Source organism: Companilactobacillus futsaii JCM 17355 (assembly GCF_001435505.1).
GTDB lineage: Bacteria > Bacillota > Bacilli > Lactobacillales > Lactobacillaceae > Companilactobacillus > Companilactobacillus futsaii.
Genome location: NZ_AZDO01000050.1, coordinates 65,746 through 80,151, shown reverse-complemented (window position 1 = coordinate 80,151; position 14,406 = coordinate 65,746). Strand labels below are relative to the sequence as shown.

General features: G+C 36.5%; 13 protein-coding genes. 12 read left to right on the top strand and 1 reads right to left on the bottom strand.

All coding sequences use genetic code 11. From position 1 onward, the window contains the following. The first annotated feature begins 92 nt into the window (after positions 1-92). From FC88_RS04900 to FC88_RS04845, 12 genes are all read left to right on the top strand, one after another. A complete protein-coding gene (locus FC88_RS04900) occupies positions 93-1,286 on the top strand; it encodes a MalY/PatB family protein (RefSeq protein ID WP_057813372.1) in 1,194 nt (397 codons plus the stop codon). A gap of 22 nt (positions 1,287-1,308) precedes the next feature. Continuing rightward, positions 1,309-1,683 carry a RidA family protein gene (locus tag FC88_RS04895; protein WP_057813370.1) on the top strand — a complete coding sequence of 125 codons (375 nt, stop codon included), beginning with the start codon at positions 1,309-1,311 and terminating at the stop codon, positions 1,681-1,683. A 346-nt stretch (positions 1,684-2,029) separates the two neighbouring features. Beyond that, the gene (locus FC88_RS04890) at positions 2,030-2,746 is read left to right on the top strand and encodes a GntR family transcriptional regulator (RefSeq protein WP_057813377.1); all 717 of its coding nucleotides are present in this window, start codon (positions 2,030-2,032) and stop codon (positions 2,744-2,746) included. A 33-nt stretch (positions 2,747-2,779) separates the two neighbouring features. After that, positions 2,780-3,268, top strand: coding sequence for a PTS sugar transporter subunit IIB (locus FC88_RS04885; RefSeq protein ID WP_057813368.1), 489 nt, complete (start codon positions 2,780-2,782; stop codon positions 3,266-3,268). Between the two features lie 22 nt (positions 3,269-3,290). Further along, positions 3,291-4,220, top strand: coding sequence for a PTS mannose/fructose/sorbose/N-acetylgalactosamine transporter subunit IIC (locus FC88_RS04880; protein WP_057813366.1), 930 nt, complete (start codon positions 3,291-3,293; stop codon positions 4,218-4,220). Beyond that, entirely contained in the window at positions 4,207-5,022 is an 816-nt protein-coding gene (locus tag FC88_RS04875) for a PTS system mannose/fructose/sorbose family transporter subunit IID (RefSeq protein ID WP_057813364.1), read from the top strand. Before FC88_RS04880 ends, FC88_RS04875 begins: the two co-directional genes overlap by 14 nt. A gap of 13 nt (positions 5,023-5,035) precedes the next feature. Next, on the top strand, positions 5,036-5,458 hold the full coding sequence (locus tag FC88_RS04870; protein WP_057813362.1) for a PTS sugar transporter subunit IIA: 423 nt from the start codon (positions 5,036-5,038) through the stop codon (positions 5,456-5,458). Continuing rightward, a complete protein-coding gene (locus tag FC88_RS04865; RefSeq protein WP_057813360.1) occupies positions 5,451-7,466 on the top strand; it encodes a hypothetical protein in 2,016 nt (671 codons plus the stop codon). Before FC88_RS04870 ends, FC88_RS04865 begins: the two co-directional genes overlap by 8 nt. Before the next feature lie 27 nt (positions 7,467-7,493). Next, the gene (locus FC88_RS04860) at positions 7,494-8,666 is read left to right on the top strand and encodes an SIS domain-containing protein (RefSeq protein ID WP_057813358.1); all 1,173 of its coding nucleotides are present in this window, start codon (positions 7,494-7,496) and stop codon (positions 8,664-8,666) included. A 112-nt stretch (positions 8,667-8,778) separates the two neighbouring features. Then, positions 8,779-9,936: an N-acetylglucosamine-6-phosphate deacetylase gene (gene nagA / locus FC88_RS04855; RefSeq protein WP_057813356.1), complete on the top strand. Its 1,158-nt coding sequence runs from the start codon at positions 8,779-8,781 to the stop codon at positions 9,934-9,936. 134 nt (positions 9,937-10,070) lie between these two features. After that, entirely contained in the window at positions 10,071-11,231 is a 1,161-nt protein-coding gene (gene nagA, locus FC88_RS04850) for an N-acetylglucosamine-6-phosphate deacetylase (protein ID WP_057813354.1), read from the top strand. Positions 11,232-11,345: 114 nt separating this feature from the next. Further along, complete coding sequence (locus tag FC88_RS04845) at positions 11,346-12,089, top strand: glycerophosphodiester phosphodiesterase family protein (protein ID WP_057813352.1); 744 nt, start codon at positions 11,346-11,348, stop codon at positions 12,087-12,089. A 417-nt stretch (positions 12,090-12,506) separates the two neighbouring features. On the opposite strand, the gene FC88_RS04840 is transcribed toward FC88_RS04845, so the two are convergent. Next, positions 12,507-14,399: a hypothetical protein gene (locus tag FC88_RS04840; RefSeq protein WP_149029867.1), complete on the bottom strand. Its 1,893-nt coding sequence runs from the start codon at positions 14,397-14,399 to the stop codon at positions 12,507-12,509. Positions 14,400-14,406 lie beyond the last annotated feature (7 nt).

Sequence of the window (14,406 nt, the reverse complement as noted above, 5' to 3'; positions counted from 1 at the left end):
TTAACTTTTCTTTATTTTTCCAAAGTGGCTAACTTGTTCTTGCAATTTGCGATTTAATACTAAATGGCTCTTTTGTTAACTAGAGGATATTTATGATGACAAAATATGATTTTGATAATCTTTCTGACAGAAGAATCGATAATGCCAGAAAGTGGGACTATAGCATTGTAAAAAGTAAGTTTCCTAATGTTAGAGAGGATTTCATCCCATTGTGGATAGCGGATATGGATTTCAAAGCAGCACCAGAAATTAGAGAAGCATTGATTGAGATGTCTGGTAATGGGGCGTACGGGTATACTTATCCAACGGAAAAATGGTACCAAAGTGTTATTAATTGGTATCGAAAACGACATAATGTTGAATTAGGAAAAGACTGGATCACCTTAGGATATGGAACAGTTCCTAACATGCATGTTTTAGTCCAAAGGTTTCTAGGCGAAGACGACAGTATCATAATGAATACACCAATATATGGACCGTTTGCCTACGCCGCTGAGCACAATGATCGAAAAGTTATTACGGTTCCTTTATTAAAGCATGGTACACGATATGATTTAGATTTAGATAAGCTAGAAGATAAGATGGCAAAATACCATCCTAAGGCTATTTTCTTTTGTTCGCCTCATAATCCTTCAGGAAGAATTTGGAGTAAAGAAGAAATTGAAAAAGTCGCTGATCTATGTCTGAAATATAATGTTTTATTTGTTAGTGACGAAGTTCACTCTGAACATATTATGAGGGGGACCTTCACATCGGCCTTAGAGCTAGATGATAAGTATTTAGATAATTTAATCATGTTTACTTCGCCTAATAAGGCTTTTAACTTAGGTGGTTTAAAATTGTCGTATTCAGTAATTCCTAATGAAGAATTGCGCACTAAATTTAGAGAACAGTACCAAAGAAATTCGGTTACTTCTCCAAATATTCCCGGACAAATTGCGATGACTACTGCTTATGAAAAATGCAACGAGTGGCTAGATCAGTGTGCATCTTACATTAACGAGAACTTAGAGATCACTAAAAAGTACATTGATAAATACTTTGATGGGTGGGAATTAATGGATATGGATTCTTCCTACTTGCCATGGGTAGATGTCTCTAAGAGCAAGTACAGTATGCATGAAATTGCAGAAATGATGGCAAATGAGGCTGGGGTGGTTGTTGGTATCGGGGATGATTATGTGGCTGATGCAGATGACTTTTTACGACTAAATCTCGGTACATCCCATCAAGTAATTGAAGAAGCAATGTCTAGAATGGCCAAAGTGTGGCAAGAAAATAATTAATTTATAAAAGAAAGGCAAAAAAATGCAAAGAATAATCTCAGACCAAGCACCAGACGCAATCGGACCATATATCCATGCGACACAATCTAATAATTTCGTATTTACTTCTGGTCAGATTGGTTTAGATCCAAAGACTAATAAATTGGTAGAAGGAATTTCCAATCAATCTAAACAAGTTATGGAAAACCTAGCCAATGTTTTGGAAACTGCCGGCAGTGATTTAGATCATGCTTTGAAAGCAACAGTTTACTTATCTGATATGAATGATTTTCAAGCCTTCAATAAAATATATCAGACTTACTTTAATGATAGTTATCCAGCAAGAACTGCTATTGAGATATCTAAATTACCAATGGATGCTTTAATTGAGATTGAAATAGTAGCTGAAGTGAAATAAAGAAAAATTTTTAAAAAATAGATAAATATTATACTAAAATAACGCAGCCATAACGCTACGTTATTTTTTTGTACTCTAAATGTGACAAGAGGTTTAACCGTTATTGATTACATTATGAAAAAAATGCATATACATATGAAAAATTGGTCAGACCAGTTTTATCAGTGGTATTTTATGTAAGTGGTACCAAAAAAAGTACCACTTTATTTTTTGACCAGAAAAGCCATTGATACCGTTGATTTTTGAAGATAAACCACCCCACAAATGGTCTATCCCAGTTGTTGTTTTATCGATTGTAACCGGATACAATGGTCTTGTGGTTGATACCAGAAAGGATTGGATTCGTATGAAAATTACTCTTCAAGAACAGTTAATCAACTTGCTGACTAATTACATTCAGACTTTACCGGCCAATGCCAAATTACCTTCCGAGAGGGAGTTAGCTGAAAAATATGAATTATCAAGAACAACTGTTAGGGCCGCTCTTATGGAACTAGAAGTTACTGAGATGATTCGTCGAGTTCACGGTAAAGGCACTTTTGTTAATAGAGTTGATCTGAATAGTGATTTGAATAGTAGTTATAGTTTCAATAAGCAAATGATTTCACTGGGGAAAAAACCACAAACCAAAATTCTTAGTTTTGAAAGAAAGGAGGCTAATGCATACTTCGCTAAGAATTTGGAAACTGAAGTGGGCAGTCAAATCATTAAGTTAAAACGACTTCGATTTGCCGACGGGATTCCGGTAATGTTGGAACGAACATACTTACCGGCTGAACACTTCAGTTTGATGACTGAATCGATGTTATCCAATCGTTCATTGTATTCAGTTTTTTCAGAAGAATTTAATGAACAGGTGTACTACGCTGATGAATATTTTTTAGCAGGCATTACTAGTGCAAACGATAGTAAGTATCTGAAAATCAAAGAAGGTACGCCATGCTTGAATCTCAGACGGCAAACTTATGATCCACATAATCAAATTATTGAGTTTACTTTGAGTGTTGCGAGAAGCGATCAATTTGCTTATCACATTAGACACGATATCAGTAACAAATCCTAAGGAAGAGTAGTTAATATTTGGAGGTATAAAGATATGGGTATTATTGCAGTAAGAATCGATGAAAGACTAATTCACGGACAAGTAGCAAATTTATGGACAACTAAATTACAAGCTTCAAGAATCATGGTAGTTGATAACGATATTATAAAGAACGACATTCAAAAAACTGCCCTTAAATTAGCTAAACCAGCCGGGGTTAACCTCAGTATTTTAGGAACAAAGAAATCTTCAGCAAATATCTTAGCCGGCAAGTATGAATCACAAAGAGTGTTCCTTGTTGTTAAGAAACCTGAAACATTGGTACAAATGATTGAAGAAGGCGTTAAGTTCGACACGATCAACGTTGGTAATATGTCTCAAAAAGACAATACACAACATTTAACACAGTCAATCAATGTAACAGATGAAGATTACGATGCATTCCAAAAGATTTTAGATGCAGGGGTTAAAATTACTGCACAAATGGTTCCAAATGACGATGCCAAAGACTTCGCAGGTATCTTAAAAGATTACAAAAAATAGCGATTAATTGGGGGAAGAAACAATGGAATTTTCAATTGTTCAAATATTGCTTTTAACGGCATATTCTATGTACAACATTTATGATGAATTGCAAATGAACTCATCATTGAGTCAACCCGTTTGGGCCGGAATGATTTCTGGTTTGATCATGGGTGACATGAAGACCGGACTAGTTATTGGTGCCGCTCTTCAATTGACAGTTCTTGGTGTTGGTACTTTCGGTGGTGCTTCAAAGATCGATGCTAACTCAGGTACTGTTTTGGCTACAGCCTTTTCAATCGGTACTGGTATGAAAGCTGCTACAGCTATTGCTGCTATCGGTGTTCCAGTTGCCGCATTGTTAACATCATTTGATATCCTAGCAAGATTTGCTAATACTTATTTCCAACACAAAGTTGATAAAGATATCGAAAACTTCAACTACAAGGGTATTGAAAGACACTCAATCATGGGTGTACTTCCATGGACATTATCACGTGGTATCCCTGTATTCCTAGCTTTGGCTCTAGGACAAGGTGTTGTTAAGACAATGGTTACATATCTAAACGGAGATCTACAGTGGTTGAACACTGGTCTACAAACAGCCGGTGCTACACTTCCAGCCGTTGGTTTTGCCATCTTGCTTCACTACTTACCAGTTAAGAAACACATTGCTTACTTGATTCTTGGTTTCACAATTACAGCTCTACTTTCAACATTGTTCACAAGCGTTCAAACACTTGGTACAGGTCTTGGTGCTGCAAACAAAGCCTTTACAACAACATTCAATTCTCTACCAATGTTAGCGATTGCTTTAATCGGTGGTGCATTTGCTATTCTTGAATACAAGAGATCAATGGCTAAATTAAATTCTGCTCCAGCCGCAAGTTCAAACAATAGTTCTGACGATGAGGACGAAGAAGACGAAATCGAAGACGCTAATGGGGAGGTTTCCGGTGATGAAGAAGAATAACGGATATGAATTAACTAAAGCAGATTTTAAACAAATCAATAAGCGTAGTTTGTTTGGTTTCCAAATGGGATGGAACTACGAAAGAATGCAAGGTTCAGGTTATTTATACACAATCTTGCCACAACTAAGAAAAATTTATGGTGATGGTACTCCAGAGCTAAAAGAAGCTATGAAGACTCACAACCAATTCTTTAATACAAGTAACTTCTTTAACACAATTATTACAGGTATCGACTTAGCTGTTGAAGGTAAAGAAGGTGTGGATTCACTAGACACTGTTGCCGGTATTAAGACAGGTCTTATGGGACCATTCGCTGCTATCGGTGATTCACTTTTTGCCGCTTTAGTTCCAACTATCATGGGTGCTATTGCTGCTACAATGGCTGCTCAAGGTAACCCAATCGGTTTGTTCCTATGGTTAGCTGTTAACATCGCAATCTGTGTGTTCCGTTGGAAACAACTTCACTTTGCTTACAAGACAGGTACAAAACTTGTTTCTGAAATGCAAGGTCAACTAAATGCTTTAACAGACGCTGCTACATTGCTAGGTGTCTTCATTGTTGGTGCTTTGATTGCAAGTATGATTAACATCCAAGTTCCATTAGTTGCTCACCTTGGTAAAGTTTCATTGAGTGTTCAAAGTAACATTGATATGATCCTTCCACGTCTTGTTCCAGCTGCAGTCGTAGGTCTTGTTTACTGGTTATTAGGTAAGAAGGGTATGACTTCTACAAAGGTTATCTTTATCGTTATTATCTTCGCAGTTGCACTTTCAGCAATCGGCGTACTTGGTAAAATCTAGGAGGATTTAAATTATGGCATTAATCTTGATGAGTCATGGAAACATGGCAATTGAAACTTTAAAATCAGCAGAATTAATTATTGGTGAATTACCTGAAACAGTAGCTTTGGGACTTCAAAAATCTGACGGCCCTGAAACTCTAAAAGCTAAGGTAGAAACTGAAATCAAAAAGTATTATGGCAAAGAACCTGTCTTCTTGATTGTTGATTTACTAGGCGGAACTCCAGGTAATGTCGCTGTCAATTTGACTCAAGATTATCCAGAAATGCACGTTATTTCCGGTTTGAATCTACCAATGGTTATTAACTACGCTAATCAAAAGTTTATCGGACAAGACATTAAAGTTAACGACATTATGAAAGAAGGCAAAGACGGAATCGTTGATGTTAACGCCTTTATCAATGCCGAATCTGACGAGGATGATGAGGATGAATAATCCTTACCGTTATACATTAAGACTCGCTGTTGACAAAAATGTTTATACTGCTGAAAAGAAACAGAGATTGATTGATTTTGTCAAAAAAGCTCACATTTCAGATGTTGCCTTTTTCCTAAATCAAGAAGAATTGTCAGATACTCACATTACTTTAGACAAAGCCAAAGAATTAATTAGAAATGTTGATGAAATAAGTCAACCGCTTAAAGAATTAGGCGTGACAATCAGTTTGAATCCATGGACTACGATGAATCATTCTGATCGAGGGATTTCCATCAAACCAGAGCTTGATATCAAGCCGATGGTCAATTATCAAGGCGTTACTAGTTTATCCATGGCTTGTCCTGGATACAGCGGTTGGGCTGATTATATCAGTGATATCTACGCTATTTGGGCAAGTATTCACCCACATGAATTATGGCTGGAAGATGACTTCAGACATTATAAGAACGCACCCTTCAAATTAGGTTGTTTCTGCGATGATCACATGAAGCAGTACAACGACATCTTACAAACTGACCTGTCTCGTGAGGAATTCGTCCAAAAAATGTTCACTGGTGGCGAGAATATTTACCGTAACGCATATTTGCAAGTTGCTCGAGAAGAAATTTTTCATGTGGCTCACATGATCGAACAAAAAGTTCATGCTGTTTCACCAACTACAACATTAGGACTAATGAGCTCTTGGCCAGAAGTACACGCTCTTGAGGGGCGTGATTGGCAAAAACTATTGGACTTAATGAGTGGCGAAGATACCCCAGCTGTTTCCAGACCACATTTGCCTGCTTACAACGAAGTAAGTCCACAGCAATATGCTAGAGACTTTGAAAAATATACAGTTGCAACGAGAACGGAAGTTGGCGACAGACATAAGATTTATCCAGAAATGGAAAGTTTCTTGTATTCACCTTATGCTAAGTCAAATAAATTTACTCAATTTCAATTAGATACAACGAGTTTAGTTCATGCTGACGGCGTTTTGCTAAACATGTTCAGTATGATGGGGGACGGGATCAATCCGACTTACCGTTATGACGCCTTACTAGATGATGACAAAGAATTCTTAGATTTCTTATACAATCATGGCGTCGATATTGAACAACGTGGCGGCGTTATCGTACCGATGAACCAAGACGTTGTAAAAACTAAAGTTGACGAAGAAGGTACTCTTGAAGGTTTAATAGCTTCGCAAACACAGTGGTTGGAGTTCCTTTCTACAATGGGAATCGCAACGAAACCATTGAACTATATTGATCAGGAAATCAAAAATAAATGCGTTGCCGTTACGGGAAACTTTTTGAATACTTTGAGTGATGATCAAATCACACAATTGCTAACACGTAACTTCGTTCTTTTGGATGGGGATGCAGTTGTTACTTTGAACAATCGTCATTTATTGAATTTGATCGATGCAACTAGTATTGAAGTACTCAAGAATCGTTCAGGGCAGCAATCTTTTGAACAATTTGACGGTACAACGATTTCAGGAATCAGTGATCCAAGAATCACTATGTTGACTCACACTGGCGATTACGTAAGAATCCAATACCAATCTCAAGTTAAAGTACATTCACATGCTTACGATCGTTTTGAAAACAATTTGGGCCCAGTAACTGTCAGTGATGACAAATTTTATATCCTCCCAATGACCGACTCTCCAAAATACGGTTGGCAAGCGCAATATACCGATATTCGTGAGGGCGATATAAAGCATTTCTTTGAAGAACAGTCAAGCGTTCCACACTTAGTCAACATGTACAATTGCAAGATGGTTATCGATGAGGCACAAACCCAAATGATTGTCAGCAATTGGTCAATCGATAATGTTGATGGAATTAATTTCTTCTTGAAAGACCGCAGTGTCAAGCAAGCTTCTATTACATATCGTGATGAAAACAATCAAATGCAAAATGAAGTTTTAGATGTCACTTTGGATAAAAAGGGAATCTATCACGTCGACTTCACTGTTAAAGAATTAGCAGTTGTTCACATTCAATTCTTAGACTAAATAAATAGAGAAGGGATTTTCAATATCATGTTTACTAAAACAGATCAAGAACTAGAAAAAATGGGTGCTAAAATTACAACCCGTGAAATTCAACAACAACCAGACTTATGGAAAGAGGCCTTCCAAAACTACACTAATAAAAAATCAGAAATAGATAGCTTTTTAAAGCAGATTACAGACAAGTTTGCAGATCAAAAAATTAGAGTTATCTTCACTGGTGCTGGTACATCAGCTTATGTAGGGGATACCTTAAGACCATATTTGAATCGTGTTGGCGATACATCACGTTTTGTCTTTGAAAGCATTTCCACAACTGATATTGTATCTGCTCCTTTAGACAATCTAAGAAGTGAAGATCCAACTATCTTAGTATCATTTGCTAGAAGTGGTAATTCACCAGAAAGTGTTGCCACTGTAGAACTAGCTGAAAAACTCGTTAAGAATTTGTATCAAATTACTATCACTTGTGCTCCAAAAGGACATTTAGCAAAGAAAGCTGAAACTGAAGATGCTAATCTCTTGCTTCTTCAACCAGCACTTTCAAATGATAAGGGATTCGCCATGACCGGAAGCTTCTCTTGTATGACTTTAACGGCCGCATTGATTTTTGATACAAATGCTGAAGACAAAAAAGCTGCTTGGGTCGATACGATGATCAAGATGGGTCAAGAAGTCATCAGCCGTGAAGATGAAATTCAAGCCTATGCTGACTTAGATTACGATCGCATTACTTACCTTGGTAGTGGTTCACTTTCAGGACTTACTCGTGAAGCCCAATTGAAAGTTCTTGAACTAACTGCTGGTGCTTTGACAACAATCTTTGATTCATCAATGGGATTCCGTCATGGTCCAAAATCATATGTTAACGGCAAAACAATTGTCTTTGATTTCTTAAGCAATGATAAATACACTCGTCAATACGATGTTGATATCTTGGAAGAAATCAAAGCTGATGAAATCTGTGAAAAAGTTGTTGGCGTTGGTACTTCTACTGACAATGATTTCTCAGGTGACAACTTCTTCATTAAGGCTGGCGATAAGGATCTTCCAGAACTTTACCAAGCATTGCCTGATGTAGTATTTGCTCAAACATTTGCATTGATGAACTCAATCAAGGTTAATAACACTCCTGATACACCATCAGCTAGTGGTACTGTTAACCGTGTTGTTAAAGGTGTAACGATTCACGATTACGAATAAAAACTTTTAAAAGGTTGAGACATTAATTTGTTTCAACCTTTTATTGCAAAAGGTATGGTATAGACCGATTTCTGGTGCTATAATACTTTATATATTTGGAGGAGATGTGGAAATGTATTATATTCATGCAAAGAAATTCTTTTTACACAATACTACTGAACATGGTGGCTATTTAGAAGTCACTGATGACGGGAAATTTGGTAGATATTTCACTGAAGAGGATGAAAAGCCAGCAGGCAAAGTTGTCGATTACTCAGATAAATTCATCGCCCCAGGTCTAGTCGACACACATATTCATGGAACTTGTGGACATGACGTTATGGATAATGACTTTGAAGGTATCAACGAAATGTCAGAAGGTTTACTTAAGACAGGTGTTACTTCATGGTTGCCAACAACATTAACAGCTTCACACGAAGAGTTCTTGAACGTATGTAAAACAATTGGTGATAATTATCAAAAGGCTACAGGTGCTAAGATTCAAGGTATTCATCTTGAAGGTCCATTTTATACTGAAGAACACAAGGGTGCTCAAAATCCTAAGTATTTTAGAGATCCAAGTGTTGAAGAATTCAATGATTGGCAAGATGCTGCTCATGGAATCATCAAGAAGATCTCAATCGCAGCTGAACGTGATGGTGCACTTGATTTCATCAAAGAAGTTACAGCCAATGATGTAGCGGTTGCGATTGGACATACTAATGCAACTTTTGCTCAAGTTAAAAAAGCTGTTGAAGCTGGAGCTAGTGTCTTCACACATGCCTTTAACGGTATGAGAGGCTTTACACATCGTGAACCAGGAGTTGCCGGTGCAGCTATGGGCTTGGATGGAATTTATGACGAATTGATTTGTGATGGTCACCACGTACATCCATTCTCTGTTAAGATGTTGATCAACGCCCAAACACCTGACCACGTCGCTTTGATTACAGATTGTATGAGAGCCGGTTTGATGCCAGAGGGTGATTACGTTTTAGGTGAATTGCCAGTTATCGTTGAAAACGGTACAGCAAGACTAAAAGACGAATCACACAATTTAGCCGGAAGTATTTTACAATTGAAACAAGGCGTTAAAAACGTTGTTGACTGGGACATCGCTACACCAGCTCAAGCAGTTAAGATGGCTAGTTATGTACCAGCTAAGAGTACTTATATTGATGACAAATGTGGTATTATCGCACAAGGTCGTGACGCTGACTTTATCGTATTAGATGAAGACATGGAATTGAGCGAAACATATTTAGACGGAGTAAGCCGTTACCAAAGATAGATACAGTAATCCCTTATTGATCGATATGTGAAACCCTTTCATATAACTTTCGAAAAGGGATTTTTTTGGGTCAATTATAAGGTATAGACCAAGTAGAGTGTTATAATTATGGAGTAAATTAAGGAGGAAAAACGATGTCATATTATATTCATGCTAAGAAATTCTTTTTAAAGAACACAACTGAAAATGGGGGTTATCTAGAGGTTACTGACGATGGTAAATTTGGTAAATTTATTCCAGCCGATGGTAACAAACCAGAAGGTAAAATTGTTGATTATTCAGACAAATTTATCGCTCCTGGACTTGTAGATACTCACATTCATGGTCTTGTAGGTCATGATGTTATGGATGATGATTTTGACAAGTTGAACGAAATGTCAGAGGGTCTACTAAAAGCTGGTGTTACTTCATGGTTGCCAACAACTTTGACAGCTTCACACGACCAACTTTTGAGTATTTGCCACACAATTGGTGATAATTACAAAAAGATTACTGGTGCTAAAGTTCAAGGAATCCACTTTGAAGGACCTTTCTATACAGAAAAACACAAAGGTGCTCAAAATCCTAAATACTTCAGAGATCCAGATGTTGACGAATTTAATGACTGGCAAGATGCTGCTCATGGCATGATTAAGAAAATTTCAATCGCTCCTGAAAGAAAAGGTTCAGCTGAATTTGTTAAGGAAGTAGCTTCTGATAACGTTGCTGTTTATTTAGGTCACAGTGATGCCACATTCGAACAAGCTAAGGCCTGTGTTGAAGCTGGTGCTACTGGATTTACACACACATACAACGGTATGAGCGGTTTGAATCACCGAGTTCCTGGTATGGTTGGTGCAGCTCTTTCAATGCACTTAGTAGATGACGAATTGATTTGTGACGGACACCACGTAAATCCTTATGCTGCAAGAATCGTAATCGAAAAGAAGGGTGCCGAACATGTTGCCTTGATCACTGATTGTATGCGTGCAGGTTTGATGCCAGATGGTGACTACGTATTAGGTGAATTACCTGTTGTCGTTGCTAACGGAACTGCTAGATTAAAGGCAGAACCACATAGTTTAGCTGGTTCAATCCTTATGTTAAACGAAGCTATCAAGAACGTTGTTGACTGGAACATTGCTACAGACGAAGAAGCTGTTGAAATGGCCAGTTATACAGCTGCTAAAAGTTCAAAAGTTCTTGATAAATGTGGTATCATTTCTGATGGTCGTGACGCTGACTTTATCGTTTTGAACGATGATATGAGCTTATCAGAAACATATCTTGATGGTGTTTCACGTTACCAAGCTTAATTAAGTATACCGATAATTAATTTTAAAAATGCTATTAAACCGAGAATATAAATGTACTCTCGGTTTTTTTGTTACTTGCATATTGTTGTATACTCTATCTATTGGAGGATTATTATGTCAAAAAAAATTGTTGCGCATAGAGGAATACCTACCTTAGCACCCGAAAATACCATGGCATCATTTAATACCGTTGCTGATCGTGATGTGAAGTGGATAGAAACTGATCTTAGTATCACTAAAGATGAACAAGTTTTTGTTATCCATGATGATAAATTAGACCGAACGACTAATATTTCTGGTTCGATTGAGACAGTTGACAGTTCCGAAGTAAAAAATGCTGATGCTGGTTATTGGTTTGCCGAGAGATTCCGTGGTGAAAAGGTACCTACCTTGGACCAACTAATCGACTTTCTTAATATCCACAAGATCAATGCTAATATCGAGTTAAAAGGTGTTGTGGGGGACAATGCCAATTATTTAGCTGATAAATTAGTTGAAAAATTTGCTGAAGCTTTGGATCGTTTGGATGATCAGGTGGAATTGATTATTTCTAGTTTTAATCCCATCATGTTGGAAAAAATGTATCGACTAAAACCAGACTTGAAGTACGCCGTTTTGTTCAGTAAGGCTACTTTGGGAGATGACTGGAATTTAGTTATGCAAGCTTGCCATGCTAAAATCGTTCACCCAGACAGTAATGGTTTGACTGAAGATAAAGTAAAAAAAATGAAAGATTATGGTTACGAAATCAACGTTTGGACGGTTGACGATATCAATCGCGCTCAAGAATTGTTGAGTTGGGGTGTTGATGGCATAATTACTAATATCGCTGATAGAATGCTCTTCTTAGAAAAATAGACACAAAAATGACCTCGGGATTCAGTACGACACTGACTATCCTGAGGCCTTTTTGTCTAGACTAATTTGTGTTTTCGGAGGATTCATTATGAAAATTAATAGCTTACTGTTTATTAAAAGGGGCAGAAGCTTACTCCAAATACGATTTTTATGAATTAACATTGATTGATACTGCAAAATCCGAATTTATTTTCGATTTTGCCTCATCTCGATTCGACCCAAATTTTGATACTATCCCATTCTACAACTACCTTAATTAAGATTCTTTTAAATCGGTGACGTCTTGGTAGATGTATGCTCTTGCGAGACTTCGAAGATTGGAAACTACTTAGTTCATTTCCATTCCCCTTACTTTTAAGTATAAACATTCTAGGGACTTATCCAATGAAAAGTGGCGGCATCATACTGTTTGTACAATTAAGTTGACTCTATAAAGGTCCAATTGAGTTGAGTTCTATATGTACCGACACTGATAGGTCCCGGCTGTAATTTTAAGAGTAATCCTTCATTTTTGTTCCAATTTAGATAGTGAAGTTTTTGATTATCCGCAGAGGTAGCTATGAGAACAGGGTTATGTAAGATATCCTGAGAAGTATTATTCGTAGCATCATACATTTGTAAAGTGGCAGGTAGGTAGGTATCGGAAAAGAGATCATAAAAACTATATTCTTGTTCAACCATAATCTTTACGGGGCTGAATTTTCTTCGATCATCTGTAAAGTCGATAATATTATTTGGAGCATTTGTTTCACTGGAACGATAAATTAATGATTCCATATTAAAAGGATGGACAGAATTGAAGCTTATGTCATGTACTGTATGTTTCAATGTATTAGTTATAAAATGAAATTCAATAGGTTTACCATTATTGTGATAACTAGTGTTATCAGCATTTTTTCCATAAATAGATGGCGTCGACTTGAATGAGGCATTGTTTGAAATTGTATTAACTTGTAAATTTATATTGCAATCGAGTTCACTTTTATTTTTGAATTGATTTAGATTAATCGATAGATTCCTTTTTTGAAAATTTTCAGTTTGGTAATGTGGTTCTACATTTTGTCCATCTATCGTTATTTTTTTAACGTCTACTTGTGGTGGTAATGGAATAACCAGTGTTTCTTCTTTAAGACTAGTTTTATTAGCATTAGACAGATGTAATTTATAATTTAATTTGTCATTTTCAATAATATTAGTCAGATTATTAGGAGTATCTAAAGGACCATTTGAATGAGATATATTTTCAATATGATTGTTAATTCCAACGTTTGAGTCGGAGATGGTTAGTTGAGCATCATTTGTATTGAAGGATTTGCCTTTTAGCGAAAAGGTAGCATGATATAATGTGCCATCTAAATGTGAATCTATATTTTTAATAGTAAGACTCATTTTATCGGCATTATTTATATTTTGCCATTTTTTTACACCAGGAATTTTCTTGGCCCAAATAACAGAGATATCATTTGATGAATCCCGATTGTCTGTTGAAAGTCCTTGAACTTTGAAAGTTACATCTTCACCTAATTTGGCATTAATATCGTCTAATCCGCCACCAACTCGAATTTCTTTTTGGGCAACTTTGGATTCTTTATTGATAGAATTCTTAACTAAAGCTTGTATCAAAACATCACCGGAATTTTTATCACTAACAGGAGTAATTTCACCTTTCGAATTAACGCGGGCTAAATTGTCATCGCTAGTCGACCACACTATAGGATCAGTGGCTTCTTCTGGTTTTCTAAAACCTGTAGCATAAATAATATTATCTAACAGTGAACTATTAATATTTAAAAGATAGGGGGAACTAGTGTTGATGGATAGATCTTCAGTATCGATTGGTTTCTTATTTATGACCACTTTAATTATTTTTGAATAATAAGGATTGAAAATTACTTTATTATCAATCGTATATGTAGCCTTAGCTTGATAGTATTTGGTTCCCGTTTTGGAAGAATCAATTTTTAAATTTCCAGTCTTATTGTTAGGAATTAATTGCCAATTTGTTTGGTCGTCGGAGGTCCACCAAGAATATGTTAAAGTTATATGATGTAATGTCCACCATACTATGGGGCGGACAGCAGTTAAATTCAAAGAAAAATCATCATTAATTAATATGGAATTAGATGTAGAATATTGCATGAATCCACCTCTTCTATAAAAGACAAATCTGTCCGGATCCGGAGAAGGAGTAAAGGGTGGATTATCCTGCACATACGTTTGTAAATCAGTCGTGTCTGCCGAGGTATTTTGTACTGTTGATTGATAAGCAAGTGGTGCAATGATGATCGTTAAAAATAGCAGAAATTTCAAAAAGACG

What these genes read in the sequence shown, in the direction of transcription:
- FC88_RS04900 (WP_057813372.1), top strand. Translation starts at nt 93, where the DNA reads ATGATGACAAAATATGATTTTGATAATCTTTCTGACAGAAGAATCGAT.
- FC88_RS04895 (WP_057813370.1), top strand. Translation starts at nt 1,309, where the DNA reads ATGCAAAGAATAATCTCAGACCAAGCACCAGACGCAATCGGACCATAT.
- FC88_RS04890 (WP_057813377.1), top strand. Translation starts at nt 2,030, where the DNA reads ATGAAAATTACTCTTCAAGAACAGTTAATCAACTTGCTGACTAATTAC.
- FC88_RS04885 (WP_057813368.1), top strand. Translation starts at nt 2,780, where the DNA reads ATGGGTATTATTGCAGTAAGAATCGATGAAAGACTAATTCACGGACAA.
- FC88_RS04880 (WP_057813366.1), top strand. Translation starts at nt 3,291, where the DNA reads ATGGAATTTTCAATTGTTCAAATATTGCTTTTAACGGCATATTCTATG.
- FC88_RS04875 (WP_057813364.1), top strand. Translation starts at nt 4,207, where the DNA reads ATGAAGAAGAATAACGGATATGAATTAACTAAAGCAGATTTTAAACAA.
- FC88_RS04870 (WP_057813362.1), top strand. Translation starts at nt 5,036, where the DNA reads ATGGCATTAATCTTGATGAGTCATGGAAACATGGCAATTGAAACTTTA.
- FC88_RS04865 (WP_057813360.1), top strand. Translation starts at nt 5,451, where the DNA reads ATGAATAATCCTTACCGTTATACATTAAGACTCGCTGTTGACAAAAAT.
- FC88_RS04860 (WP_057813358.1), top strand. Translation starts at nt 7,494, where the DNA reads ATGTTTACTAAAACAGATCAAGAACTAGAAAAAATGGGTGCTAAAATT.
- nagA (WP_057813356.1), top strand. Translation starts at nt 8,779, where the DNA reads ATGTATTATATTCATGCAAAGAAATTCTTTTTACACAATACTACTGAA.
- nagA (WP_057813354.1), top strand. Translation starts at nt 10,071, where the DNA reads ATGTCATATTATATTCATGCTAAGAAATTCTTTTTAAAGAACACAACT.
- FC88_RS04845 (WP_057813352.1), top strand. Translation starts at nt 11,346, where the DNA reads ATGTCAAAAAAAATTGTTGCGCATAGAGGAATACCTACCTTAGCACCC.